This is a genomic window from Bacillus cereus group sp. BfR-BA-01523 (genome assembly GCF_022662615.1).
GTDB lineage: Bacteria > Bacillota > Bacilli > Bacillales > Bacillaceae_G > Bacillus_A > Bacillus_A mycoides.
In genome coordinates, this window is the sequence record NZ_JAKUDX010000001.1 from 509,520 (window position 1) to 531,782 (window position 22,263).

Sequence of the window (22,263 nt, forward strand, 5' to 3'; positions counted from 1 at the left end):
AAAAGTTACGGGTATTTTTCATTTTTTTCTATAGTTAATATAACGTCATCCAAATTTGCAACTTGTGACATAACTTTTTATCGAATTCGACAGTAATGAAGACGATAAAGAGGGGTTAAAAAATATTTCAACTAAGTCATAGTGATAAGTACACATCTACGAAAATACTTATTTATACGAGCAATGCTCCTGTCAATTTGGCAGGAGCATTGTTTTTTCAACCTCTATTTACTTTTATATACTTGAATTGAAATGATCGAAATTAAACTGAGCAACCCCATAAATAAACAAATCGCACCTAGAATTGTATAAGAATTTCCGTATCCTTGTAATAAAGCTAAATACGTACTTGTATCCATATGACCGCCCTGCTCTGCAACAGATTCACTTGTTGCCTTACTCCCCATTTCTGGTGCATTTATTAGTACATACACACCGATAATAGCTACTAATGCTGAAATGATTTCTACAACATTAGACTTTGTCATCATACCCTCACCTTTCAAACAACGCCTTTTATCCATCTAGTGAAGTCTCTTTCTATCTCTTACTATACTAGCAAAAAAAAGAGATATAATTTAATCCCCTTCTCTATTACTAGAATCAACAATATGAAAATATTCATTCTGTCTATTTCCATTTCATATATAATTAAAATATCCAATATTTGATTAACAAATTATACGTACTTAGGTAGGTGATAAATATTAATAAAAACATAGTTTATCATTCAACATTTTACATTTATTCTCTCACATCGTTCTTTTATATCTTTTTGCTAAACATAGAAAATGGTCGTAGTTATTTGGGTTTCACGATGGTTGTTCCGTTGTTAGCCGTTATTTTATATCAAAAAGCATATAAGAAACAAGAAATTTTCCATACATTTGGCATTTCACGTCCAACATTAAAATCACTAATTTTCTCCATTTTATTCCCACTACTTCTAGGTCTATGTCTCCATTTCTATTTTTATATTTATAATATAAAGTTCTTATTTAATCACTGCGATGAATTGGGATTTCTCCTACTCATTGGTCTTACAATTGCAGCTTTGTCTGCATTTTTAGAGGAAATTATTTGGCGCGGGAATCTTCATTACTATTTACGAAAAAAATATTCATTAATACAAACCGCAATAATTACAGCTTCACTTTGGTCTTTATGGCATTTACCAGTAGCACTCTTTTATAAAAACTATGAGTTATGGTTTGTAGGAATATTAAGTTATCTATCGTTATTATTTATATTATCTATAATTTTGACGTACACGAGAGAGTATGGTCGTTCTATAGTACCACCCGCAATTTTACATGGCATGTTTAATGTATTTTTTTTAACAGATGGATTGCACAACAAGTGGGATGCCAGCCTAATGGAGTTAATTAAATTTATCTTTTTAGCAATTGCGCTCTGCATTATGTATCTTATACATCGAAAAGTTAAAAAATAGTTAACAATTAAAAAAAGTGTTTCAGTTTAATGTACCTTAATTAGCTCATTAAGTACTTCAACACCTTACAATTATTCAATAATCGTATAGGTGTTGAAGCTTTATAATCTTAGTTGAACGACTCCGTTCTCACAGCACTTATTTCAATTATGTAGAACATAGCAAGTTTAACTATTTCTCTTATTGTAACTTTTGTAAAACTTTTAAATAAGGAAATATACACTCTTTGACTAATCTCCATCTATCCTGCGCTTCCGGTATAATCTCAGATGCAATCACCACCACCAATTCCTTCTCCGGAATACAACAAATCATATTCCCACCATCACCCATGGCACAGTATGAAAAGACCCCATCTTCTTCTCGTAACCACCATAAGTAACCGTATTGATTTGAATTCATCGCTATTGATTCTTGTACCCACGATTTTGAAAGAATTTCCTTTCCATTATGAATACCTTCATTCAAATACATCTGTCCAAACTTAGCCATATCTCTAGCTGTTAACGTAAGTCCCCATCCGCCTGTCGAAATACCATTTGGATCTTGAACCCATCCTTTCACATCTTTTCCGAATAAGTCGTCGAATCCAAATGCTTTCATATTGTAGTTTGGAATTCCTCTCATACCAATAAGCTGAAATAAGTGTTCGTTCGCAAAGCCACGAGCACTTTTCCCTGTTACACTCGTAATAATTGCTGATAGTAAATGAGCACCTGCAGATGAATATTTAAAAGATCCGATTTCTCCGCCTTGTCCGATTCTATTTAGCGTATACTGCACCCAATCCTGTTGTGTACATAGTTCTTCTAACGGTTCCTGCCAGTCTATATAAGGATATGGAGCTGTCATTGTAAGTAGATGCCGAACTGTTACTTCAGATGCCTTAATATTATATTCAGGAAAAAACTCTATTACTTTTTGATTAACACTTTTGATATATCCTTTATCTATACATATCCCAATTAATGCAGAGATTATCGTTTTTGTGACCGATGCTACATGACATGCATCATCTGGACCGTAACCATTATAATAATTTTCAAAAGTAACATTACCCTTTTGTACAACTAATACACCATTTATATTTTTATAGTTTTCTTTTATAGTCCAATCTAACTGTTCAGCAGTTTTCATCTTTCTTCCCCCTTAATCTATGATTAAAAAGGTTCGATAGGTACATATATATCGACTATATGTTTATTTTCTGGGTGCTGCCTTGGATCATTTCTATATACTTCAAAAGGGTACGAATCTCTCGGTTTATATCCGCTATTTGGGAGCCATTCACCGTATAAGAAATCCCATGCTCCTTTATATTCCTCTTGGAATATTTCAAAATGACCTATCGCATACTTGCCTGAAGGTATTACCATTATTCCAATGTCGCTCGTTTCTACTGCGTACTCATTCGGAATTGTTACACATAAACTAGTTCTTAAATGATTGTCCTCAGTAAATTCATGATGATCGTGGTAAATGGTTAATACTTTCGTATCCTCAAATACATGATAGTTTTCCCCCGCTGCGTAATGAAATAATTTCTCTATCATTTTTGGAAAAGCTATCGTTAACTCTTCATATGTACCGATATGCCTTATGTATGCGACGTGTATATCGTCCGCTGTTACAATTTCAACATTTCCTCGAACCTTCTTATACCCATTGTATTGAGAAGTTCCGCTTACGTCTTTGCAATTCTTGCTATTGTCGTTTCGATATTGAGACGGACTTACACCGTAATAATTTTTAAATGTGCGGGAGAAAACTGCTGAATCTGTAAACCCAAAGTGATACGCAATATGTGTAATCGTCATATCTGTGCGATATGTAAGTAGATTTGTTGCCCTTTCTAACTTTAATCGGTTTACATACCGTGATAATGGCTCGTCTACTATCCCCTTAAAAATCCGATGAAAATGAAACTTTGAAAATCCTGCTACATCCGCTAACTCTTCAATTGAAAGTGAATCATTTATGTTTGATTCAATATAATCTTGCACTTTGTAAATGCGTCGTAAGTATTCATTTCTACTTTGTTTACTCTCCATACTTTTATCTCCTCACAACAAAAAGGCTAACGTTAAGCTAGCCTACTTTTACACATTTTTCAAAAACAAAACTCTACTACCGCCGTTCCCATCATAATTTTTATGTACCGATACACCCTCTCTCTCATCATTCCCTGCCTCAATTCGAAAACCGATTTCTTGATGAAACTGTATCGACTTTTTGTTAATTGGTGACGTAATTGCTTTTACAACTTTACGGTTATTTGCACGAGCGGCATCAAAGAAATAAGAATACAATGTCGATGCGATTCCTCTTCTTCTATACTTTGGATTTACACCGATAAAATGAACATATGCTTCATCTTTATATGTTTGTGAAAAGAATCCACATAAGAAACCTAACGTTTCGCCATCTTCTTCAATGATAAAACTCGTTTCTTGAAAGTGAACGAAAAACAATTTTGGCAACAAGGAAGCCATGTCTCTCCCGCCCCACCAATCATTTAAAACAGAATGAACCTTAACATAATCTTCCCCTTGAATGTTCCTTACTCGCATGTATTTCTCCCTCTCACTCACTTCATTTTTTCATATATTTTAATAACCGTTTCGACTAACAGAATGAATACCCAAATACCTGAAAATACAAGAACAGACTGGAATATCGATCCAATTATCATAACACCAACTGCACCTGTTATTGAAAATGATATTCCACCAAGCCCTGGATCCTGTATAAGTGCTCCAGCAGAAAAAGCAGTTATAATAGATACTATTAAATAAATAACACTCATTATTTTTAATATTTTTATAGAAAGATACGAAGTTTGTTCTTCTTCCACTTGTGATAATTCGATTTCCCCGCTCGCAATTCCTTTTTGAAGACAATCCTCACACAAAAATTCTTCATTTATTTTTTTACCACCATGTATTGTACCTGTTATTTCTTTACACCTTGAACATTTTCGATTTATCATGTTGTTATCACTCCACTCCTATAAGATTATACTTTTATAATTCTACATTTACCTTAATATTCCTTTTATGTATTTTATAGAGAAAGGTCGTGTTTTATGATTTCAAAACTTACATTTGGTTATAAAGAACCTACTGTTCAGTATGTATTACGGCCAAGTTGCTATGCGGTTATTTTTAACAATACTTGCTCAAAAATAGCTATCATCGAAAAAGGAGAACATTACTTTTTACCTGGTGGCGGTATGGAAGGTACGGAAACGAAAGAAGCATGTTTGCATCGTGAATTACTAGAGGAATTAGGTTGGGCGATTGAAATTGATCGTTATATCGGTAATGCAGCACGATATTTTTATGCCGAAAAAGAAAATACATATTATTTAAATGATGGGTTCTTTTACATTGTACAAAAGATACATGAAGTTGAAGTTCATGAAGAAGACCATATTTTACAATGGATGTCTCCATCGCTTGCTATAGAACATTTACTTCACGATCATCAAAAATGGGCCGTTGAACAAGCGCTTTTATTACGAAATAAAAAAGGATCTCCTTCTATATGAAAGAGATCCTTTTTACTGTTAGCTTACTTTTTTCAAATTGAGAGCTGGCTTTTTGATTCCACCTTTTTTTACAACATATAAGCCGATAAAGATAATAAGTCCGCCAACGAGTTGCATCATATTGATTTGCTCTCCAATTGTTACTGCCGCAAAGATAACTGCGAACAATGGTACGAGATACATATAAACCATTACTTTCGTTGAGCCTATTTTACTAATACCGACATACCACATGGCAAGTCCGAAGATGGTCGCAAAGACGATTGAATATGCTAGTGATCCCCAGCTTGGCATATCTACTGGCCACGTTAACGTATTTACGTTGAATAAACAATATACAACGAGTGGTACAATTCCAATTAAAGTAGACCATGATGTAACTCTCATTGCAGAGTATTTTGTGATAAGTGGTTGCGCTAAAATGGGATACCATCCCCACGCAATTGCTGCGACTAATCCAATTACATTTCCGAGCCACGCATACTCGTATGTAGCTCCTCCCGTATGCCCTGTTAATAAAACGAATGCTGCACCAATAAATGCTACTATTGAACCAATTTGTACTTTCATCGAAAAACGTTCTTGTTTGTGCAATACTGCTAATATCCCTGTAAATATAGGTGACATTGCAATTAATAATGAGGCGTTCGTTGCTGAAGTATATTTCACAGATAGCATAAACATCGTTTGGTACATTGTCGTTCCAACGATACCAACTGCTACTAATCGTAACCAATCTTTTCTTTCAATACGTAATGAGCGTTCCATAATAAATGTAATAAGTAATAATACCGGTGATGCTACTAAAAATCGTAAACTATTAAATTGAATGGATGACATAAATGCCACGCCATACTTTCCAATTGTATAATTTGCTCCCCATACTAATGCAACTGATACTAGGAGCCACTCCATTTGCCATCGTTTCATCCGAATCTCCCCTTCCCTATTTAGCATAGTAAAATTGGCTGGATATAACACCGTCCAATTGGCTGTTTTTTTACCCAGCCAATTTGTTATACTTAATGTATATAAGATTTGCGGAGGCGTTTGTATGGAATGGAAGCTAGATAACGACAGTAAAATCCCTATTTATCAGCAAGTTGTTGACTTTATTGAAAAACGTATTACATACGGAGAACTTCCTCCAGGTAGCTTCCTCCCTTCAGAACGGAAATTAGCTACGCAGTTAAATGTAAACCGAAGTACGGTAACGACCGCTTATAATGAACTACGTGCTATGGGAATTGTAGAAAGTACGACTGGTAAAGGTACACGTGTGAGTACACATATGTGGGGCGTTTCTCCAACATTAACGCCGAACTGGAGAGGTTTCGTAGAAGGTGGTACTTTTTTACCAAACTTACCGTTACTTCGCCATATTCGGGCAGAAGTACAACAAAATGAGAACATTATAGATTTCGCAAACGGAGAGCTCGGTTGTAATCTCTATCCTCACGATCAACTACAAACAATTTTGCGAGAACAACCGTTAACGCAGTCATTAAGTTACGATCATCCCCAGGGGTATCTCCCGCTAAGACAAGCGGTAGTAAAATATATGAAGGAATATTTAAAAGTTGAAGCGACCGAACAATCGATTATGATTACATCCGGCGCCCAACAAGCACTTCACCTTATCGTACAATGTTTATTAAATCCAGGTGACGCAGTCGCTTTCGAAAGCCCTTCACACTGTTATTCATTACCGTTATTCCAATCGGCAGGTATTCGTATTTTTCCATTACCTGTCGATGAACACGGTATTAATCCAGACGATGTGCAAGAGTTATATAGAAAGCATCGTATTAAAATGATCTTTTTAAATCCAAATTTCCAAAACCCTACGGGAACGATGCTGCATCCAAACCGTAGAAAGAAACTGCTATCACTTTGCGCAGACTTACGAATCGCGATCGTTGAAGATGACCCGTCCAGTTTACTTACGTTAGAAAATAAACAACCTTGCCCTACTTTAAAATCGATTGATGAAAACGGAACAGTCATTTATGTTCATTCCTTATCAAAAATGATTGCGCCAGGGTTACGAGTTGGCTGGCTTGTCGCTCCGCAGTCTGTCGTAGAGCGATTATCAGATGCGCGTCACCAAATGGAATTAGGAATGAGTATATTCCCGCAGTGGCTTATACAACAATTTTTCGAAACTGTACCATTTCAGTCGCATATCGTACCGTTACGAAAACAACTAGCAGAAAAAAGAGACATTATCGTTCGTGCCCTAAACGAGCAACTTCACGATAAAATCTCTTTCTCAAGCCCAACCGGTGGTATATACATATGGGGAAAATTAAACGAACCGATAAACGAAAAACAACTCATTATGCAAAGCTTAAAACAAGAAATTGCCTTTATGCCAGGCAGTATTTTCGGCGCGAAAGATGGTTATATACGTTTGTCTTATGGAAAAGTAAATATTGATCAAATTGAGGAGGGAATTTCTCGTTTGCGTGAGGCTATTTTAGTTTGTGGAAAATGAGTAGCATCCTTAAATATGTCAGTAAAATTTAATTAATTTTTAACTAAGTACATAAACTAAAAACCACTTTAGTCTATGTACTTGTATTGGTTCATTTTTTTATTTCAATAAAATATGTATCATAAGATTCTTTAAAAGTGTAGCCTAGCTTTTTTGCTAGTTCAACAGATTCAGAATTTGCTCCATCCCAACTAGGGTATTTCCCTCTATCTAGACAATCTAATATTAGTTCAGATGCTACAATTGTGGCTAAACCTTTCCTTCTATGTTCAGGATGACTAGCAATTTCAATCTCGATTCCATCATCATATACACTAAATGATGTTGCCGCAGAAACAACTTTTCCTTTATTTAAAATAGCATACCCTACGCCTCTATCAATAAAATCATCGATTGAATCAAACTGACTTATAAAATCTTCTGAGAGTGCATGGAATGACGAGGACTTTGCTATATTTTTGTCGACTCTTTTCATTTCGTAATCTTGAGGTAAAGTAGACAATAGATCCCGTATGTATCCTTTATCTAAATCGTCAGGGTTCTTATTAAATCTGAATCTTTTAAACTTCTCAATTGATCCTTTATGTATAGCCTCTATCCGTTCTTTCCATTCATTCGAATCAACAATAGCGAGAGTAAAATCAGGAAGATTGTATAGTAACTCTTTCGCTTCTTCTATATTTGGATTCCCAGCATAAAACACAAAAATCCCTACAGTTATTTGAGCAACAGTTGGATTTTCAAGATTGTCTACCCATGCACTTCCCATATGCCCTTGTAGATATGAAAGTACAATAGTACTATCAAAATTATCAAACATCTCAACTAACTTTTCCCTTACATTGTTATCTGCTTTATAAATCATTCAATTCCTTCTTTCTGAAAATTATTATTATTCCATCAACTATATGTTAGCATTTTTTTAAAAAAATATACAATTTTTGCAAGTCAAAATACAAAATCATCGTTTGACAAAACCTAAATCTACCATTATCATCAACTCGAACCTAGTTTTAGGAGTGATAAAATGAAAATTTACGTTGATGCAGATGCTTGCCCTGTAAAAGATGTAATTATTTTAGAGGCTACGAATGCAGAAATTCCCGTTACCCTCGTTACTAGCTTTTCTCATTATTCTAATGCGGAACAGCCTGTAGGTGTGGAAACAATTTATGTTGATTCCGGAGCGGATGCTGCGGATTACCGGATTATGCAGTTAGCAAAAAAAGAAGATTTAATCGTAACGCAAGATTACGGTCTTGCTTCGCTTGCTTTAGCAAAAGGCTGTATCGTTCTACATCATAAAGGCTATAAGTATACGAATGAAAACATTGAACAATTGTTACAAACACGGTATTTAAGTGCAATGGTTCGAAAAAGCGGTAAGCGTACAAAGGGACCGAAACCATTTACAGCAGAAGATAAAGAGAAATTTAGAGAGCTCTTTAAAAGTATAATTGCACTTTAAAAATGAACCGTCTATTTGCAAGGAAAACTTCACAAAACAAAGAAGAGAATATCCAAATGAACATTCTCTTCTTGAGGTTTACCTGTTTAAAATGAAGGTAAATTATCTAAGTTATTTTCCTTTATTCCATCAGGTTCACTACGTATAATATCTCTACCATACTTATGAAATACGTCCACATGAGCTAAATTCCCTGATTTCGCTTCACTAAGAGCTGTAATATAATCTAACTCTCTCCCGCTACTTGTCTTAAAAGCAATTAAATCCCCATCATCATTTTTACGAACGGCAACAATTTGTTCTGCTCCTGAATTGACTTCATGGTCTACTTCAAATTGAGCTTGCTCTTCTCCTTGATGTAAATAATCATTATAAACTTTTTGAAAATCTTTTTTATCCATAAAACTCACCTCCAAAACATTTTATTAGTATGTTTTGAAGTTATTAGTTTTATGTGCTTTTCTCTAAACTTGAGTGTTTTCAAATGAAAACATAGTCCCCTCACTATTGGATTGTAAAGTATATTTTATATCGAACATCTTTGATATATCTTCAATATTTTTCAAACCAAGTCCCGTTCTTTCACTATTTATATCAAACCCAATCCCATTATCTCTAAAAGAAACCATATCTTCATCTATAATGATTTTGAGTTTTTTAGCTTGTGAATGTTTAAGGACATTTTGAAAAATATTATCAAATAGCCTTTGAATCCATAACTCATTACTATTCCATACCAACTCTTTATCTTGTGGATTATATACTAATTCAATTTTATGAACACTATACAAATAGCTCCATTTTTTAACCATATTTTCTATTAAACTATGTATATTCACTTCATCATTTACAATATAAGTATTCTCTAATGTCTCTGTAGATTGAATATTAAATTCGTTAGTTAAATTACTTATATATTGTATCTGCTTATACATTGATTCAAGTACTGGTGCTTGTTCTTCGTAATCACCTTCTAAATAATATAATTGCAATCTAACAGCTGTTAAGGGTGTATTAATATCATGCCGTAATTTATTTAATAGTTCCTTTTTTATTTGTTTCTGTTGTTGTAGTTCTAATTCTCGATAAGTCGTTCTTTCTATAAGCAAGTTTACTGACCTAATTAGTTCCCCCATTTCATCGTCGCTTTTGACATCTATTATATTAGGGATTTTTTTATCACTTGCTAAATCTCGAATCGTTTGATTTAATACATTAATTTTATTTAATACTGTGTTAATCGATTTTGAAAATACAAAAGCTAATACTGATAATGATAATAAAAAAATGATTAACATAGTAGGGTATGCAAAGGATTCGTGAAACGGAATGTTCTTATTTTTAGTTTTAAAGGCAGCATTATAAATAACTGATACAAAGATACTAATCGACAACAATAACAATGGTACGCTAATAATAGCGGAGAATAGTAGTAACTGATATTTTTTCTTTAAGTTCATTTCTTCATATAGGTATTTAGTCTATACCCTTCTCCATAAATATTTTGAATAATATCACCTGTTTTATCATCGATTTTGGCCCTGATTTTTTTTACATGTACGTTCATGATATTTTGATTTCTATCTTCGAGTTGCCATAAGTAATCAAAGAAGTGTTCTTTTGTTAAAATTCTATCTCTATTTTCATATAAATAGAAGAATATTTTACGCTCAATCGCTGTAAACGCAACTTCATCACGCAAACCATTAATGAAAACCTTTTTATATTCTGCATCTATAAATAAATGTTTAATTTGCGTGAAAGTACCATATTGATTGTCTAACATTTTCTGAATTCTTAACAATAATTCTCGAGGATCAAAAGGTTTTATCATGTATTCTTCTCCAATAGTCAAACCTTTTAATTTACTATCAATATCATTCCGAGCTGATAGAAATATAATAGGAATATTTAATCCTAGATTTTTTATTTTCTTTGTAATTTGATAACCATCTTCACCTGGTAACATAACATCCATTATGACTAAATCTATCTCATGAATTACATCAAGAACATTCTTTCCTTCTTTCTCCCAATACACATTGTACTTCTCACGCTGCAAAATTTTTTGTAATATATCTCCTATCATCAAATCGTCTTCAACAATTAATATGTTATATTCTTTCATTATGTAGACCTTCCATCACTAAAATAACAATAGCTTAGTTCTTCACTACTTTATTATTAATAAAATCCATAGCAAATTTGTATATTTCATCTGGAGCGTATAAATAAATACTATGTGTACCTTCAATTATTTTCACATCAGCTATTAATAACTTGCCAGCAAACTCCTCATAATCTTTGTTTTTTTGCTTTGTATACTTCGAATCTTTATTTTGCCTAGCAATCGCATCTATAAATAAAATAGGTGTTTCTTTTGGGATTGATAAGGAATTTGATTTTTTACTGTTATTGTAGCTTTGTAAAAGTTCTTGCTTCATATCATCATTAAAAGCTTGTTTATACGAAAGCGCTTTATAAATATTTTTTTCCTGTTCAGTTAAAAAGGATTGCTGAATTACTTCGGGATTATAAGTAATAGAAGGAACTAACCTTTGAAAACCAATTTCCGTTAAAATATTCATCCCTTTTATTCTTAATGAATCAACCATGCCTATTTTATGAGTTACGTACTGTTTAGGTAAACCAATATCTAACGCAATAATCCCTTTTACTTCACTTGGATATTTTTGCGCCCAATAAATAGCCTCTATTCCCGATAGAGAGTGTGGTACTAAAATGTATGGTGGTTTATTTCCACTTCGAATAAGTGCTTCTCTCGTTTGTTCTAATATCGTATCAATATCTCTATCATCCCGAAAAACATCACTGTATCCATAACCAGCTCTCTCAATTACAGAAATCTTGTTTTCTTTCGAAAATTCACTATATAATCCTTTCAATTCATAAACAGGAGCGGCAATTCCAGATCCGGCCATAAATACAAACGTATCCTTCCCGCTCCCCTCATTATAAACATTCATTTTTTTATTATTGAAATTAATAAGTTCACCTTCATTATTTATTAATTTCGATTCCATTCTTAATTGATAGTTATGATAAATAAATACAGTGCCTGTTCCAAGGAAAATAATGCTACTACACACAAAAAATATTATCTTTCCTATCTTCAATATTTTTTTCATTTGACACCCCTTTCAGCCTATAATGAAAGGGTACAATGTAAAAATAAATTTCTAATAAATTTTTCAAAATTAATATTTTCTCTGTGTTTCTAAGTATGGACGATTTTTAATACCTACGCAAATCCTTCAAAGTCTCCAATATATCATCTGTAAAGGCAGTAGCGCCCTCTTTCTCTAAAGCTCTGAAATATAAACTTCTTAAGAAAGCTCTAATATTTTGTACTAAAATATCATGTTGAGGATGTGGGATATCTTCAACAATTGCTATACTATGTAGCCAGTTGCTCCACTCTTCTTCAGTTAAAAGATTTTGGTTACGTAACGACATCATTGGCGTTACTAATCTCTCATCCTCAAAGTGTATGTACACGTAATCATTTAAACGAACCTTCTGACGAACAGCAGCTAGTATTGCATATGAAAACTCACGATTTTGTATTGTACGTGCTAAAGCATCTAGTGCATCTGCCGCATGTGCAGTAGAATGTGCCCAGCCTTTTCCTTCTACATAGCCTCTTACATCTTCTTCTAAATAGACATATTCCAGAACTTGTTCTGCCACACTATACAGTTGTTCTTCAGATAACAATGGTTCTCTTTCATGAACAGATAAAATAAGTGGTGGAATTAAAACAGAGAACGCACGTTTAAATACAGAATCTGTTCCCTTTTCACCAATTTTATAAAATAAATAATCAGGACTAATTGCTTGTAACATTAATCCTCGTAATTCTTTTTGTCTAAATACATCATTTGTAATCCATTTGTGAAGCGTACTATAAATCAAATCATCACGTAATTCAGCATCAGGTGATCCGATATAATCTAGCATCCACTGTGCATATGGATATGCATCTACATCTTCTGGCACAGCATAATTATTATTTTGAATTTGTTGTAATTCTTCTTTTAGTTCTAGTACTTCTGTCATTATATTCCCTATCCCCTTTTTACGTTTTTTAACTTATTTTCGCCTTATCCCCTGTAATTTCCCTCATAAAATTAAGTCGACTTTTAATATAGTTTTAGTCCCTATCTTTCTATGAACTTGATTCAATTATATAAATTTCTCCCGAGAAATAAAAGGAAATACATTGGAACACCAAAGCTTCTCACTTTGTTTACATGCATTTCATGTAAGTTTAATTTATAAAATAAAGTATTTTTTTCATTTGTATTCAAACGTATTTACAATCAAAAATCAAATCATTTTAGAACTTGTTTAATAAACTCTGTTTTAGCTTTTGTGTATGCTTCTCTATCTTGGCTAAACCTTTTAGCTAACTCGTGCTTTAGATTTGAATAATCATAAACTAATTGTGGATTTTCTCGTAAGCGGTTACGAAATAAAAGTTGTTGCTCCCATCGCTCAGTTCCTTTAACCATTAAATGCAGGTGAGCTACACGCCTATTATTCTTCACTTTCACAAAGAACCTTCTCCAAGGTCTTTCATCTAATTCCAGGCCTACATAATGCCAATCATATATAGACAATTTTGCTGAAATATCGAGCACTCTATCAAATGAGCCTGTTTCAGCCATTAGATCAATGATAGGTTTTGCAGGTAAACCAGGTATGGATGTACTTCCTATATGTATTACTTTGCTAATACCGAGAGGAGTAAGCAGTTCATAAAGTTGCTGTTCTTCACATCGTCCTTTATCTTGCCAATCAGGATTTGCATTAACTATCTCTACTGACTCATTCGCCCATACAGGCCAATCGTTCGGATTATCTTTTTTATCCACCCGACGCATCCCCTTTCACGAACTTTTTGCTATATAAACGATTTTAAATTCATTTAAATACAACTACTGGATCATCAAAATTACTATTCTGAAATATAACATTCGCACATTCTTTCGGATTATGCTCATCTATATACATCTTACAAGCTGCATGATATCTGTTTATAAACATTTTCTCTGCTTCTTCATAACTTCCAAAAGCCTCAGTCTCACGCTCTGCACCACGTTTTCTCGCAATCTCAAAATCTGTATCTACGAAAATTTTATAGTCAAATAGATACTCAATTTCTTTTTTCAATAAAAATGTTCCATCTACTATTAGCACCATATTTGGCGAGGCCACTAGCGGCGTATTATGTACAGGCATGTCCGTTATTAAGTTATGAGAAATCGTTTCATACTGTAAATTCCCGTTAGGTCCTAAAGGTTTTAATAGCCTTTCTTTGAAAGCTGTATAATCGTGTGCATCTTCATAATACCCTCTTGCAGACTCTTTTCCTTGTGCATAACGAATCACTCTAGGGTTATGAAAATCGTCAATGCTGGCGCGTGTTACTTGTACTCCCCGATTTTTCATTTCCTCTGCCAGTTCGTTTGCAAATGTTGTCTTTCCTGAAGCTGTAATACCATTTACTCCAACTCTTATTGGATGGGTTAATTTTAACGTTAAAATATGATCAGCAATTTCTTTCATGTATTGTTTTCGGAGCATGACATTCCCTCCTGTATATTGTTTACATAATATAATTGCAGTAAATTAATTTTATCGCTATTTGTTGGTAAATCGATATATTGAAAAAAATCGTTGATATATTTTAAGTTATGATAGATATATTTTTATTGATTTATATTTTCCTTATTTCCCCTTAAACCCTCGATATAAAGCCGTCCGTAACTCTTGTTTGTATTCTTCAATTTCTGGCATATCGAGTTCTTCTGCTAGCCTGATGGCTAGTTCAATATCATATGGTACACGTACGAGTTGAATGGAAAAGCTTGCTGCTTCTTTTTCATTGTATGTTCCTTCAAAAATTAAATAGGAAGCTTGTGTAATTTCAAGAGGATTTCCTACGCTACCAGCATTACATAACGTTTTCCCTCTAAAATTTTGCACATACGCCTGATGAACGTCACCGTAACAAACGACATCTGGTTTTCTTTCCCCTTCTATATTCTCTGTGAGCTCACTATTTTCGAACATACTAATACGCTCTTCTCTTGTTGCATGTGGTTGAATTCTTTCATATAAACTTCTTGGTGAAGCGTGGAACATACGAATGAGTTTGCCGCTCATAAAAAATTCGATTGAAAATGGTAAGCTTCTTAAATAGTCATTTTGTTCTTCTGATAATTGTTTTTGATGCCATTTTAACGCTTCAAATTCAGTCGGTTTTGTAATGAAATCATCCCAGTTTCCCATTACGGTTCCTTCACATTCTTTACGAACGATTTCAATTACTTCGCTAGAATGCGGACCTTTTCCTACTAAATCTCCAAGACAAATAATACGGTCAATTCCTCTTAATTTAATATCTTTCAGTACTGATTCTAATGCCGGAATATTACCATGTATATCTGAAATTACCGCAATTTTATCCAAATGAATCCCTCCGTTATTTATTGTTTATTATATCCTCATGTTGTGATTGATACCATTTTGGAATATAAGATGAAAAATGATTATGATCTTCTATAATTCGGTTCAATCTTTCTTTCATATCCTCTACTAAATGTGGCGTGCTTCGGTTTGTCCATACGATATCCGCTGGGAATGTCATCGCTGCATATAATGAATACAGTTTCCAAAAGTGGAGTGACGGATTGCCTCCGCAATAACCGTGAACTTGTCCAACCGCAAATGGTTTGCTTATTCTTGTAGTAAAAATCGCTACGTTATAAAAATCGTGTATTGGATCGCCAAAATCATATCCACCAAAATCAATAACGATAAACTCTTTATTGTGAATCATACTATTTGCTGGGTGGTAATCATCGTGTAAAAATGTGATAGGCCGATTTTTCAATAAGTCTTTATGATTTTCTACAAAGGTTAATACTGGCTTCAAATCCAGAAAATTCACCTCATAATCTGCTAATGCCTCTATGTACCTTTCATACTTATTCCACCTAAATATTTCCCATTTATTACTTGCACTTTCTCTTTCTATCGAGTGAATTCTCTTTAATATTTCCCCTGCTCTTCTTCCTGCATTATACTGTTCTTCCACCGATAGCTTGCTTAAGCTCTCTTGACCATTTACACCTTGGGTCCATTCAAATACTTGAACACATTTATTTAATCCCTCAAGTTTTATGAAATGAATTAACTTCGGCGTTGGAATATGTAATAACTCCAATTGTTGCATATACATATATTCTTCTTGTTTTCGTTCATAATTAGCAGAATCACACACTTTTACAAAATAAGTTTCTCGATTCTCTAGGTCAATTTTATACTTCTCTTCGTGTGAAAAACCTTTTGTAATTGCTGTACATTTTACAATACGTGACCACTCTAGTTTTCTTTCTATCTCTCTTAACATTTCTTCCACAAAACTCACCTCTATTAATATACGAACAAACTACCTAACACTTCATACTCTCGTTTATTTTCCCCTTTAAACTCCACTGCAAATGGATATTCGCCATGATGCTTCAAACGTTCTAGTACTAGCCCTTCTCCAACTGGTTCACAAAACTGCACATGAACATCACCAAACGATACACTTTGACACTCAGCATTCCATTCTTCATTTTGTATGATTGAATTTGCAGTTAGCTCCATTACTTCTTTCCATTTCCGCACTGTTTCTCGAACATTTTTCACCGTATAATGAATCGTTTCAATTTCTTGTACTTTATTTTTATGTTCAGTGATCGTCCCTATTTTCCGTAAATCGTTTCTTCTTTCTTCATCCGTTTCATTCCACTGTATAAAGAATGGTAATTTCGGTCCATTCTCTTCTTGCTTTACAAATAACATTTTCCATTCTAAAAGCCGGCCATCTTTTCTCATCCGTTTCCCTTCAAATGGTCCTATCGTATGTAAGCCGTGCTTACTAAATTTAACTGCTAGTTCTTCAATTGCATCTGTTCGAATTGCGATTTGTAGCATCCCTTCTCCATTTTTTAATTTCACCACTGTTTCTTGTACTAATGGATTTTCTGCTTCTTTCGCTTTTTCTTCATGCTGAACTGCTAAAAATTCTATATATGATAAATCAAAATAACATAAACTATTCCAAGTACCCCAAGTCGTATGCTCACCGCCTAATGCAGTATGAAATCCATGCTCCTGCATTTGTTTTGCCGCTTCCTCCGGTGTACAATGCACTGCGTGAACGAGATGATCAAATGCTAACATAGTCTTTCTCCCCTTTCTCTCCATCCTTTTATTGTATATTTTATTTTTCTTTCGTTCAATTCAAAAAACTTTAAAACCCAGTTGATTTATACGATTAATGTGTATTATAATAAAACAAATTTAATTATTGCTGATTGGAAAAACCAAAGGCACTTTTCTCATACGGGAAAAGTGTCTTTTTCATTTATTATTACAGGGGGATTATTTATGCAGAAATTAATTGTCTTTGCTATTATTGGATTTTTCGCTCAATTGATTGATGGCGCACTTGGTATGGCGTACGGGGTAACGTCTACCTCACTATTATTAATGTTTGGTATCGCACCAGCTGTAGCTTCCGCATCAGTTCATTTAGCTGAAGTCGTTACAACCGCCGCTTCTGGTGCATCTCATATCAAATTTGGAAACGTTGATAAATATACAGTTTCCAGACTTACATTACCAGGAGCAATTGGCGCATTTATTGGGGCATGTTTTTTAAGCAATTTACCTGGTGATGTAATTAAACCGTACATTTCCATATTTTTATTTACTTTAGGGGTTTATATTTTATTACGATTCATCATTCAAAAACAAATTGTTGCTTCAAATAAACGTATGTCTGCAAAACAACTTGTACCACTCGGTCTGTTCGCAGGATTCGTTGATTCAACTGGCGGTGGTGGCTGGGGACCTATTACGACACCTGTTCTTCTTGCAAAAGGAAATGATGCTAGAAAAGTTATTGGATCTGTAGATACGAGCGAATTTCCTGTTTCACTCGCTGCAACAATCGGCTTTTTCATCTCACTTGGCTGGGAACAAATAAGCTGGGTTTGGGTATTTGCCCTCATGCTTGGTGGTATTGTTGCCGCACCAATCGCCGCATGGTTAGTACGCATCGTTCCTTCTCATTTACTTGGCGTACTCGTTGGCGGACTTATTATCTTTACGAATATACGTACACTGCTTACTACATTTAAAGTAGATCCAACTATTATTACACTTTCTTACGTTGCAGTTGGTCTTGTCGTTATTATATCTATTTTTATTGCTGTTCGTAATCATTCCAATCGTTCTAACGTATCGACAGCCGGCTATCCGAAAGATCAAAAACAAATGTTACCATAATTAATAATAATACCGCCCGATTTACTTCGAGCGGTATTTTTTATTTTTCTATTTTCCAATTGACCATCGTTTCAGTACTATTTACTCTTTTCATATGTAATTTCTCTAATACACGAATGGAGCTATAATTATCAAGGAGTGTCTCCGCTATAATCGTTTTCACTTCCCCTGTTTGAAAAGCCCATTTCATTAATTCACTAACTGCTTCTGTTGCATACCCTTTATTCCAATATTTCTCAATAAATCCATAACCATTTTCTACTGTATGTTGCTCATTCGGTTTCCCTTTAAATCCTATATCACCTAGAACCACATCATCCTCTTTCCGAATAACATACCACGGTCCCCACGGTAATGAAGCCACATCTCGTTTCACATTTTCTATATGCCCCACAATATGTGGGCCACTATTGTATCCTTGATTATTCGCAATTTGAATCCATTCTTCTGTACACGGTACTATATATAATCTTTCCGTTTCTAATTTCATAATGATATCCCCTTTTCAATTAAACAATACCTCAATTTTATCAGAAATAAAAAGAATATTCATTCTATTTATCGGATTTATACTTATTTCTTTGAAACGAATTTAAGGAATAATCCCCTTTTAATAGTTATGTCGAATTATATTTTCTGAATTTTCTTTTAATTTTAAAGGGTTTTTCAATATTTTTTGCGAAACATTTGTATAACAATTTTTTCTTTGCTTATTGTTACATAAAAGTAGGTTCGGGTGGAGTTTTGCAAGCGTTTCCTATACAATAACCGATATTTTTTGACTTTTCCTAACAAAATCCCTTGCAATATATTCAGAAAATCATTACAATTGCCATATATTAAAAATCATAGCAATTTATAAATCCTCATCAATCCGATGAGGTAGAGGTTGCGACTTTTAAAAGTAAAACGGACGAGACACAGCGAATGTCACTGACTCCGTTTGAAAGGAAAAGTTGCCGAAGTTTATATTTCTTCTCTGGAAATATGAGCTGGGGCTGTCTCCGAAAGGAACAGAACTGTCACGTTTACAAAATTACCGTGTAAACGTGGTGTGCTATCTTAACGGAAGGGTATGATGGGGTGGTTATTTGTGAAACGTTCCGCCTAATTCCTTTGGCGGTTTTTTGTATTTTTCTCCCCCGCTCCTTCCTAACCTACAAGAAAAGGAGTGTTGAACATGAATAGCGCAACAAATCAATCTACCTCTAAAACGCAAACTACACAAGGACAAGGTGAATTAAAACGCGGATTAAAATCTCGTCACCTTACGATGATTTCTCTCGGTGGTACAATCGGTACCGGATTATTTCTTGCCAGTGGTGGTGTTATCCATTCAGCTGGTCCTGGCGGTGCATTAGTCGCATATGCCGCAATTGGAATTATGGTTTATTTTTTAATGACAAGCTTAGCAGAACTCGCGGCTTACATGCCTGTTACTGGATCTTTTAGTACTTATGCAACAAAATTTGTTGATCCATCACTTGGTTTTGCACTTGGATGGAACTATTGGTATAACTGGGCGATTACGATTGCAGCTGAACTAGCGGCCGTAACATTAATTATGAAATTTTGGTTCCCAGATACCCCTTCTCTTATTTGGAGTGGACTTTGTTTAGCTATTATTTTTCTCTTAAACTATTTATCTGTTAAAGGTTTTGGTGAATCTGAATATTGGTTCGCACTTATTAAAGTAGTTACTATTATTATCTTTTTAATTGTAGGTTTTATGATGATTTTTGGAATTATGGGCGGCGAATCTGTCGGCTTTAAAAACTTCACTGTTGCAGATGCACCATTTAATGGCGGCATCATGGCAATTATCGGTGTATTTATGGCTGCTGGTTTCTCATTCCAAGGAACTGAATTATTAGGAGTAGCTGCTGGTGAAACTGCTGATCCAGAACGCAATATTCCGAAAGCAATTCGTTCTATCTTTTGGCGCATTTTATTATTCTATATTTTAGCAATTCTCGTTATCGGTTTATTAATTCCTTATACGACTGAAAGCCTTGCAGCAAGTGATGTTACAGTAAGTCCATTTACACTTGTATTTGAAAAAGCGGGCGTTGCCTTCGCTGCTTCTGTTATGAACGCTGTTATTTTAACTGCAGTACTTTCTGCTGGTAACTCTGGAATGTACGCATCAACTCGTATGCTTTGGGATTTAGCTCGCCAAGGAAAAGCACCAAAGTTCTTAGGGAAATTAGATAGCCGCGGTGTACCTGTTAACGCATTAATTGCAACATCAGTAGTTGGTAGCGTCGCTTTCATCGCTTCTTTATTCGGTGACGGTGTTGTATACATTTGGTTATTAAATGCTTCTGGGATGTCAGGATTTATTGCTTGGGTAGGGATTGCTATTAGTCATTACCGTTTCCGTAAAGCTTATATTGCCCAAGGGAAAGATTTAAAAGATTTACCATATCAAGCAAAATGGTTCCCGTTCGGTCCAATCTTTGCATTTACACTTTGTGTTATCGTTATTTTAGGTCAAAACTACGGAGCATTTACGGGAGCATCTATCGACTGGAACGGTGTACTCGTTTCTTACATTGGTTTACCACTCTTCTTAGTACTATGGTTAGGCTATAAATTTACTAAGAAAACGAAAGTCATTCCACTTGATAAATGTGAACTGAAATAGAACAAAGTATAGCAAAACGAGCAAACAAATTTGTTTGCTCGTTTTTTATTACAATCCCATTTACTTCCCTATTTCTTATCTTTTTGCAATAATAAAGTAAATAAACTTAAAGGTTGGGATCACATGAACATTCGTATTACTGATGAAGCAAAAGCAGCTATACATAGACTAGAACGTGAAGACAAAAAGATCATTCGTATTAGAGGAACAATGACAAACTCTTGCAGCATTTTCGTTGATGTCGATTTAATTTGGGATACATATCATGCAGATGATGTTGCATATGAAGATGAACAGCTTATTATACAAATGGACTCATTCACGAAAGACTATACTGGTGATACGTTAAAACTTGATTATAAGACGACTGGTTTTAGCATTACGGCTCCTAGTGAGACGTTGGTGTATGGATTGTCGATAAAAAAATAACAATTGTTTCAACTGACCACTGAGGTGAAAAAATGGGAAAATATGTTCCGCTAAAATTTTTATTCAACAAAGAATTAGCAGAAAAAATGGCTGATTCTATTTCTAAACATGATTCTAATTTCTCTAAAAAAAATTTTGTGGATTCCGTAACATATAAAGTTGAAAATTTAGAGTTAAAGCAACGTGTCGAAGTAATAGCAGATGAATTACACAATGCATTACAAAAAGATTTTAATGAAGCAATACATATATTACTGAAAACATTAGGACCAGAAAACACAACAGAAGTAGGCACATTTACAAACGGATATATGTACATGCCTATTGCAAAATACGTTGAAAAATATGGCCTTAACGATTTTGACTCCTCATTCAATGCAATGTATGAAATAACAAAAAGAAATACTGCTGAATATGCCATTCGTCCTTATCTTGAAAAATACCATGAAGAAACCTTGGACATATTGCAGCAATGGTTACGTGATGAAAACAGCCACATCAGGAGATTAGTTTCAGAAGGTACTAGACCAAGACTTCCTTGGGCAAAAAAAATAGGAGCTCTGAAAGGTGACTTCAGAAATAATTTAAAGCTTCTTGAGCCATTAATGAATGACCCTTCTAAGTATGTTCAAAAATCTGTAGCCAATCACATTAATGATATTACGAAAGAAGATAAAGAACTCGTTTTTCGATGGTTGCGAGAATTGCTAGATAAAAAACATCCTGTTAACCCTTGGATTATGAAACATGGATTAAGGACTGTGATAAAAAATGGAACTTTACCAAAATATTTTTGTTTTTAAGTATTTTAAATAAAAACGCTTATGCTTCAAAAATGAAGTATAAG

At 34.2% G+C, this 22,263-nt stretch carries 26 protein-coding genes and 1 riboswitch; of the genes, 8 read left to right on the forward strand and 18 right to left on the reverse strand.

Features of this window, described 5'->3' with window-relative positions; all coding sequences use genetic code 11:
* Nucleotides 1–224: 224 nt before the first annotated feature.
* Entirely contained in the window at nt 225–524 is a 300-nt protein-coding gene (locus MR066_RS02655; RefSeq protein ID WP_044443198.1) for a hypothetical protein, read from the reverse strand.
* Nucleotides 525–697: 173 nt separating this feature from the next.
* Here MR066_RS02655 and MR066_RS02660 point away from each other — a divergent pair, with 173 nt between their 5' ends.
* A complete protein-coding gene (locus MR066_RS02660) occupies nt 698–1,453 on the forward strand; it encodes a CPBP family intramembrane glutamic endopeptidase (RefSeq protein ID WP_242245882.1) in 756 nt (251 codons plus the stop codon).
* 180 nt (nt 1,454–1,633) lie between these two features.
* Here MR066_RS02660 and MR066_RS02665 read toward each other — a convergent pair whose 3' ends face one another.
* From MR066_RS02665 to MR066_RS02680, 4 genes are read right to left on the reverse strand one after another with little or no spacing between them, the layout of a single operon-like run.
* The gene (locus MR066_RS02665; RefSeq protein ID WP_242245883.1) at nt 1,634–2,590 is read right to left on the reverse strand and encodes a serine hydrolase domain-containing protein; all 957 of its coding nucleotides are present in this window, start codon (nt 2,588–2,590) and stop codon (nt 1,634–1,636) included.
* 23 nt (nt 2,591–2,613) lie between these two features.
* On the reverse strand, nt 2,614–3,504 hold the full coding sequence (locus MR066_RS02670; RefSeq protein ID WP_242245884.1) for an AraC family transcriptional regulator: 891 nt from the start codon (nt 3,502–3,504) through the stop codon (nt 2,614–2,616).
* A 48-nt stretch (nt 3,505–3,552) separates the two neighbouring features.
* A complete protein-coding gene (locus MR066_RS02675; RefSeq protein ID WP_242245885.1) occupies nt 3,553–4,023 on the reverse strand; it encodes a GNAT family N-acetyltransferase in 471 nt (156 codons plus the stop codon).
* Nucleotides 4,024–4,040: 17 nt separating this feature from the next.
* Nucleotides 4,041–4,442: a DUF3980 domain-containing protein gene (locus MR066_RS02680; RefSeq protein ID WP_085311783.1), complete on the reverse strand. Its 402-nt coding sequence runs from the start codon at nt 4,440–4,442 to the stop codon at nt 4,041–4,043.
* Between the two features lie 96 nt (nt 4,443–4,538).
* Here MR066_RS02680 and MR066_RS02685 point away from each other — a divergent pair, with 96 nt between their 5' ends.
* Nucleotides 4,539–5,003 (forward strand): NUDIX hydrolase, encoded by a 465-nt coding sequence (locus MR066_RS02685; RefSeq protein ID WP_242245886.1) that lies wholly within the window; start codon nt 4,539–4,541, stop codon nt 5,001–5,003.
* A gap of 18 nt (nt 5,004–5,021) precedes the next feature.
* Here the strand turns inward: MR066_RS02685 and MR066_RS02690 are convergent, their stop codons facing one another.
* A complete protein-coding gene (locus MR066_RS02690) occupies nt 5,022–5,933 on the reverse strand; it encodes a DMT family transporter (protein WP_242245887.1) in 912 nt (303 codons plus the stop codon).
* A 124-nt stretch (nt 5,934–6,057) separates the two neighbouring features.
* Here MR066_RS02690 and pdxR point away from each other — a divergent pair, with 124 nt between their 5' ends.
* Entirely contained in the window at nt 6,058–7,500 is a 1,443-nt protein-coding gene (pdxR, locus tag MR066_RS02695; RefSeq protein WP_060750386.1) for a MocR-like pyridoxine biosynthesis transcription factor PdxR, read from the forward strand.
* Between the two features lie 91 nt (nt 7,501–7,591).
* On the opposite strand, the gene MR066_RS02700 is transcribed toward pdxR, so the two are convergent.
* Entirely contained in the window at nt 7,592–8,365 is a 774-nt protein-coding gene (locus tag MR066_RS02700) for a GNAT family N-acetyltransferase (RefSeq protein ID WP_242245888.1), read from the reverse strand.
* A 162-nt stretch (nt 8,366–8,527) separates the two neighbouring features.
* On the opposite strand from MR066_RS02700, the gene MR066_RS02705 reads away from it, so the two are divergent.
* Nucleotides 8,528–8,968: a YaiI/YqxD family protein gene (locus MR066_RS02705; protein WP_242245889.1), complete on the forward strand. Its 441-nt coding sequence runs from the start codon at nt 8,528–8,530 to the stop codon at nt 8,966–8,968.
* Between the two features lie 86 nt (nt 8,969–9,054).
* On the opposite strand, the gene MR066_RS02710 is transcribed toward MR066_RS02705, so the two are convergent.
* The 10 genes from MR066_RS02710 to MR066_RS02755 all read right to left on the reverse strand — a co-directional run bounded on the left by MR066_RS02710 (nt 9,055) and on the right by MR066_RS02755 (nt 17,230).
* Entirely contained in the window at nt 9,055–9,369 is a 315-nt protein-coding gene (locus tag MR066_RS02710) for a DUF3892 domain-containing protein (protein ID WP_242245890.1), read from the reverse strand.
* Between the two features lie 63 nt (nt 9,370–9,432).
* Complete coding sequence (locus MR066_RS02715; RefSeq protein WP_242245891.1) at nt 9,433–10,428, reverse strand: sensor histidine kinase; 996 nt, start codon at nt 10,426–10,428, stop codon at nt 9,433–9,435.
* Nucleotides 10,425–11,096, reverse strand: a complete 672-nt coding sequence (locus MR066_RS02720; RefSeq protein ID WP_242245892.1) for a response regulator transcription factor — start codon at nt 11,094–11,096, stop codon at nt 10,425–10,427. Before MR066_RS02720 ends, MR066_RS02715 begins: the two co-directional genes overlap by 4 nt.
* Before the next feature lie 34 nt (nt 11,097–11,130).
* Nucleotides 11,131–12,117, reverse strand: a complete 987-nt coding sequence (locus tag MR066_RS02725) for an alpha/beta fold hydrolase (protein ID WP_242245894.1) — start codon at nt 12,115–12,117, stop codon at nt 11,131–11,133.
* A 106-nt stretch (nt 12,118–12,223) separates the two neighbouring features.
* Complete coding sequence (locus MR066_RS02730) at nt 12,224–13,048, reverse strand: DUF2785 domain-containing protein (protein ID WP_242245896.1); 825 nt, start codon at nt 13,046–13,048, stop codon at nt 12,224–12,226.
* Nucleotides 13,049–13,323: 275 nt separating this feature from the next.
* Entirely contained in the window at nt 13,324–13,866 is a 543-nt protein-coding gene (locus MR066_RS02735; RefSeq protein ID WP_242246092.1) for a GrpB family protein, read from the reverse strand.
* Between the two features lie 49 nt (nt 13,867–13,915).
* Nucleotides 13,916–14,578: an AAA family ATPase gene (locus MR066_RS02740; protein ID WP_242245898.1), complete on the reverse strand. Its 663-nt coding sequence runs from the start codon at nt 14,576–14,578 to the stop codon at nt 13,916–13,918.
* 144 nt (nt 14,579–14,722) lie between these two features.
* On the reverse strand, nt 14,723–15,466 hold the full coding sequence (locus MR066_RS02745; protein WP_242245899.1) for a metallophosphoesterase family protein: 744 nt from the start codon (nt 15,464–15,466) through the stop codon (nt 14,723–14,725).
* A gap of 13 nt (nt 15,467–15,479) precedes the next feature.
* Entirely contained in the window at nt 15,480–16,418 is a 939-nt protein-coding gene (locus MR066_RS02750; protein WP_242245900.1) for an aminoglycoside phosphotransferase family protein, read from the reverse strand.
* Between the two features lie 14 nt (nt 16,419–16,432).
* The gene (locus tag MR066_RS02755) at nt 16,433–17,230 is read right to left on the reverse strand and encodes a VOC family protein (protein WP_002032964.1); all 798 of its coding nucleotides are present in this window, start codon (nt 17,228–17,230) and stop codon (nt 16,433–16,435) included.
* A 207-nt stretch (nt 17,231–17,437) separates the two neighbouring features.
* Here MR066_RS02755 and MR066_RS02760 point away from each other — a divergent pair, with 207 nt between their 5' ends.
* Nucleotides 17,438–18,340, forward strand: a complete 903-nt coding sequence (locus MR066_RS02760) for a sulfite exporter TauE/SafE family protein (RefSeq protein WP_242245902.1) — start codon at nt 17,438–17,440, stop codon at nt 18,338–18,340.
* A 40-nt stretch (nt 18,341–18,380) separates the two neighbouring features.
* Here the strand turns inward: MR066_RS02760 and MR066_RS02765 are convergent, their stop codons facing one another.
* Nucleotides 18,381–18,830 (reverse strand): GNAT family N-acetyltransferase, encoded by a 450-nt coding sequence (locus MR066_RS02765; protein WP_242245908.1) that lies wholly within the window; start codon nt 18,828–18,830, stop codon nt 18,381–18,383.
* A gap of 385 nt (nt 18,831–19,215) precedes the next feature.
* A riboswitch (Lysine riboswitch) is annotated at nt 19,216–19,408 on the forward strand.
* Between the two features lie 112 nt (nt 19,409–19,520).
* On the opposite strand from MR066_RS02765, the gene MR066_RS02770 reads away from it, so the two are divergent.
* The 3 genes from MR066_RS02770 (at nt 19,521) to MR066_RS02780 (ending at nt 22,219) form a co-directional block, all read left to right on the forward strand.
* Nucleotides 19,521–20,987, forward strand: a complete 1,467-nt coding sequence (locus MR066_RS02770) for an amino acid permease (RefSeq protein WP_002013597.1) — start codon at nt 19,521–19,523, stop codon at nt 20,985–20,987.
* A gap of 123 nt (nt 20,988–21,110) precedes the next feature.
* On the forward strand, nt 21,111–21,416 hold the full coding sequence (locus MR066_RS02775; protein ID WP_242245909.1) for an iron-sulfur cluster biosynthesis family protein: 306 nt from the start codon (nt 21,111–21,113) through the stop codon (nt 21,414–21,416).
* A 32-nt stretch (nt 21,417–21,448) separates the two neighbouring features.
* Complete coding sequence (locus tag MR066_RS02780; RefSeq protein WP_242245910.1) at nt 21,449–22,219, forward strand: DNA alkylation repair protein; 771 nt, start codon at nt 21,449–21,451, stop codon at nt 22,217–22,219.
* Nucleotides 22,220–22,263 lie beyond the last annotated feature (44 nt).

Coding starts and splice junctions, on each gene's coding strand:
- MR066_RS02775 (WP_242245909.1), top strand. CDS start 21,111: ATGAACATTCGTATTACTGATGAAGCAAAAGCAGCTATACATAGACTA.
- MR066_RS02705 (WP_242245889.1), top strand. CDS start 8,528: ATGAAAATTTACGTTGATGCAGATGCTTGCCCTGTAAAAGATGTAATT.
- MR066_RS02725 (WP_242245894.1), bottom strand. CDS start 12,117: ATGAAAAAAATATTGAAGATAGGAAAGATAATATTTTTTGTGTGTAGT.
- MR066_RS02760 (WP_242245902.1), top strand. CDS start 17,438: ATGCAGAAATTAATTGTCTTTGCTATTATTGGATTTTTCGCTCAATTG.
- pdxR (WP_060750386.1), top strand. CDS start 6,058: ATGGAATGGAAGCTAGATAACGACAGTAAAATCCCTATTTATCAGCAA.
- MR066_RS02710 (WP_242245890.1), bottom strand. CDS start 9,369: ATGGATAAAAAAGATTTTCAAAAAGTTTATAATGATTATTTACATCAA.
- MR066_RS02765 (WP_242245908.1), bottom strand. CDS start 18,830: ATGAAATTAGAAACGGAAAGATTATATATAGTACCGTGTACAGAAGAA.
- MR066_RS02730 (WP_242245896.1), bottom strand. CDS start 13,048: ATGACAGAAGTACTAGAACTAAAAGAAGAATTACAACAAATTCAAAAT.
- MR066_RS02685 (WP_242245886.1), top strand. CDS start 4,539: ATGATTTCAAAACTTACATTTGGTTATAAAGAACCTACTGTTCAGTAT.
- MR066_RS02655 (WP_044443198.1), bottom strand. CDS start 524: ATGGATAAAAGGCGTTGTTTGAAAGGTGAGGGTATGATGACAAAGTCT.
- MR066_RS02675 (WP_242245885.1), bottom strand. CDS start 4,023: ATGCGAGTAAGGAACATTCAAGGGGAAGATTATGTTAAGGTTCATTCT.
- MR066_RS02700 (WP_242245888.1), bottom strand. CDS start 8,365: ATGATTTATAAAGCAGATAACAATGTAAGGGAAAAGTTAGTTGAGATG.
- MR066_RS02715 (WP_242245891.1), bottom strand. CDS start 10,428: ATGAACTTAAAGAAAAAATATCAGTTACTACTATTCTCCGCTATTATT.
- MR066_RS02670 (WP_242245884.1), bottom strand. CDS start 3,504: ATGGAGAGTAAACAAAGTAGAAATGAATACTTACGACGCATTTACAAA.
- MR066_RS02680 (WP_085311783.1), bottom strand. CDS start 4,442: ATGATAAATCGAAAATGTTCAAGGTGTAAAGAAATAACAGGTACAATA.
- MR066_RS02720 (WP_242245892.1), bottom strand. CDS start 11,096: ATGAAAGAATATAACATATTAATTGTTGAAGACGATTTGATGATAGGA.
- MR066_RS02780 (WP_242245910.1), top strand. CDS start 21,449: ATGGGAAAATATGTTCCGCTAAAATTTTTATTCAACAAAGAATTAGCA.
- MR066_RS02740 (WP_242245898.1), bottom strand. CDS start 14,578: ATGCTCCGAAAACAATACATGAAAGAAATTGCTGATCATATTTTAACG.
- MR066_RS02755 (WP_002032964.1), bottom strand. CDS start 17,230: ATGTTAGCATTTGATCATCTCGTTCACGCAGTGCATTGTACACCGGAG.
- MR066_RS02665 (WP_242245883.1), bottom strand. CDS start 2,590: ATGAAAACTGCTGAACAGTTAGATTGGACTATAAAAGAAAACTATAAA.
- MR066_RS02690 (WP_242245887.1), bottom strand. CDS start 5,933: ATGAAACGATGGCAAATGGAGTGGCTCCTAGTATCAGTTGCATTAGTA.
- MR066_RS02770 (WP_002013597.1), top strand. CDS start 19,521: ATGAATAGCGCAACAAATCAATCTACCTCTAAAACGCAAACTACACAA.